2 protein-coding genes are annotated in these 2,491 nt (G+C 51.7%); one reads left to right on the top strand and one right to left on the bottom strand.

The window, feature by feature from the left end; genetic code table 11:
- Positions 1-100 precede the first annotated feature (100 nt).
- Positions 101-610 (top strand): serine protease inhibitor ecotin, encoded by a 510-nt coding sequence (gene eco, locus E0D98_RS23295; RefSeq protein ID WP_000712249.1) that lies wholly within the window; start codon positions 101-103, stop codon positions 608-610.
- A gap of 148 nt (positions 611-758) precedes the next feature.
- Here the strand turns inward: eco and mqo are convergent, their stop codons facing one another.
- Complete coding sequence (gene mqo, locus E0D98_RS23300; protein WP_000758074.1) at positions 759-2,405, bottom strand: malate dehydrogenase (quinone); 1,647 nt, start codon at positions 2,403-2,405, stop codon at positions 759-761.
- Positions 2,406-2,491: the final 86 nt, after the last annotated feature.

Consider the following 2,491-nt stretch of genomic DNA (forward strand, 5'->3'; position numbering starts at 1 on the left):
GGTAAAATTGTCTGAATGTTCTTTAAGTTATTCATAAAGCAAATTAATAAATCTGATGAATATGTTAACCTTCAGCGACATCATCGGTGAAAACCTATAAATGAAGAAGGAAAGCAAAAAAATGAAGACCATTCTACCTGCAGTATTGTTTGCCGCTTTCGCTACCACTTCCGCCTGGGCGGCAGAAAGCGTCCAGCCACTGGAAAAAATCGCGCCTTATCCACAAGCTGAAAAAGGGATGAAGCGTCAGGTGATTCAGTTAACCCCGCAAGAAGATGAATCTACCCTGAAAGTAGAACTGTTAATCGGTCAGACGCTGGAAGTCGATTGCAATTTGCATCGTCTCGGCGGGAAGCTGGAAAACAAAACGCTGGAAGGCTGGGGCTATGATTATTATGTCTTTGATAAAGTCAGTTCCCCGGTTTCGACGATGATGGCCTGCCCGGATGGCAAGAAAGAGAAGAAATTTGTCACCGCGTATCTGGGCGATGCTGGAATGCTGCGTTACAACAGCAAGCTGCCGATCGTGGTGTATACGCCAGACAATGTAGATGTGAAGTACCGCGTCTGGAAGGCGGAAGAGAAAATTGACAACGCGGTAGTTCGCTAAAATGCTGTGAAGTGCGGCACCCCGTAGGCCGAATAAGGCGGTCACGCCGCATCCGACATCTAACGCCCGAGCCGGTGCCTGATGCGACGCTGGCGCGTCTTATCAGCATACGCCACATCCGGCATACCATGCCGGATGTGGCACATCATTACAACGCAATATCCGCCACTTCTTTTTGAACGGGTTGCGGTTTCAACTGCGGTTTTGGCGTACTATCTGCTGCCTGCGGCTTGTCGTATTTCAGCCCCAGCACTTCGCTGGTGTACTGCAACTCGCGTTCTGTTGCCGCTACATCACCGTTCAGCTTGCGTCCATAAGACGGAACGATCGCTTTCAACGTAGCCTGCCATTGCGGGCTGGAAACGCGATCGCCAAATACTTTTTCCAGCAGATCCAACATAATCGGCGCGGCGGTTGACGCCCCTGGCGATGCCCCCAGCAGCGCGGCAATGGTCCCTTGCTGGTCACTGACCACTTCAGTACCCAGACGCAGTACGCCACCTTTCTCGGCATCACGCTTGATAATCTGCACGCGCTGCCCCGCTTGCCACAAACGCCAGTCCTCTTTTTTTGCCTGCGGATAGTACTCTTTCAACGCTTCAAAACGATCCTCTTCACTCAACATCACCTGACTCACCAGATATTTCACCAGATCGAAATTATCCAGCCCGACGTGCATCATCGGCATCACGTTAGAGGTGGTGGTGGAACTCATCAGATCCCACAATGAACCGTTTTTGAGGAATTTGGTTGAGAAGGTGGCAAATGGCCCAAACAGCACTACGCGTTTACCGTCCAGAACGCGGGTATCGATATGCGGAACCGACATCGGTGGTGCGCCAACGGATGCTTTACCGTAAACCTTCGCCAGATGGTGATTAACCACGTCCGGGTTTTCCGAAACAAGGAACTGTCCGCCCACCGGGAAACCGGCGTAGTCTTTCGCTTCCGGAATCCCCGATTCCTGTAATAGCTTCAGCGCCGCACCGCCCGCGCCGATAAAGACAAATTTGGCGCGGATGTTCTGTGCAGTGCCGTTTTTCAGATCGGCAACGGTAACGGTCCAGGTGTTATCGTCATTACGCTTTAGGGCGCGGACTTCGCTGCTGAGTTGCAGCGAGAAGTTAGATTTCTTCTGTAAGGAAGCAATTAACTGGCGGGTGATCTCGCCATAGTTCACATCAGTGCCAATTTCTGTGCGTGTTGCCGCTACTTTCTGTTGTGGATCGCGCCCTTCCATCACTAACGGTGCCCACTCTTTGATCTGCGCGTGATCTTCAGAGTAACGCATACCGCGAAACAGCGAGCTTTGTTGCAACGCGGCGTAACGGGCGCGCAGGAAATTAACGTTATCCTCGCCCCAGACAAAGCTCATATGCGGAACGGTATTGATAAATGAACGCGGAGTACGCAGCACGCCGCGCTCAACCTGGTGCGCCCAGAACTGGCGGGAAATCTGAAATGCTTCGTTAATGGCGACTGCTTTTTCAATACTGATGCTGCCATCGGCGTTTTGCGGGGTGTAGTTCAGTTCCATCAGTGCAGAATGCCCGGTTCCGGCGTTATTCCAGCCGTTCGAACTCTCCTGCGCGACACCCTCCAGGCGCTCCACCATGGTCATCGACCATTCAGGCTCCAGCTCGCGTAAATAGGTCCCCAACGTGGCGCTCATAATGCCGCCGCCAATCAACAGTACATCAGTTTCCTGCTCCTCGGACGCTTTCGCTTTTGCCGCCATCGAAACGGCATTAAGCCCCACGGCCATCGAGAAGAGCATGGCAGTCACTTTTTTCATCTTGTTAATGCCTTACTTTTAGTCGCTTTATTGCAGGTGAGATTTGCGCGGCATCAACGGTAACACTTAAGTAACAACATTTAAAT

Origin of the sequence: Escherichia sp. KCJ4928 (assembly GCF_004352695.1) — a bacterium.
GTDB lineage: Bacteria > Pseudomonadota > Gammaproteobacteria > Enterobacterales > Enterobacteriaceae > ECMA0423.

Coding starts and splice junctions, on each gene's coding strand:
- eco (WP_000712249.1), top strand. CDS start 101: ATGAAGAAGGAAAGCAAAAAAATGAAGACCATTCTACCTGCAGTATTG.
- mqo (WP_000758074.1), bottom strand. CDS start 2,405: ATGAAAAAAGTGACTGCCATGCTCTTCTCGATGGCCGTGGGGCTTAAT.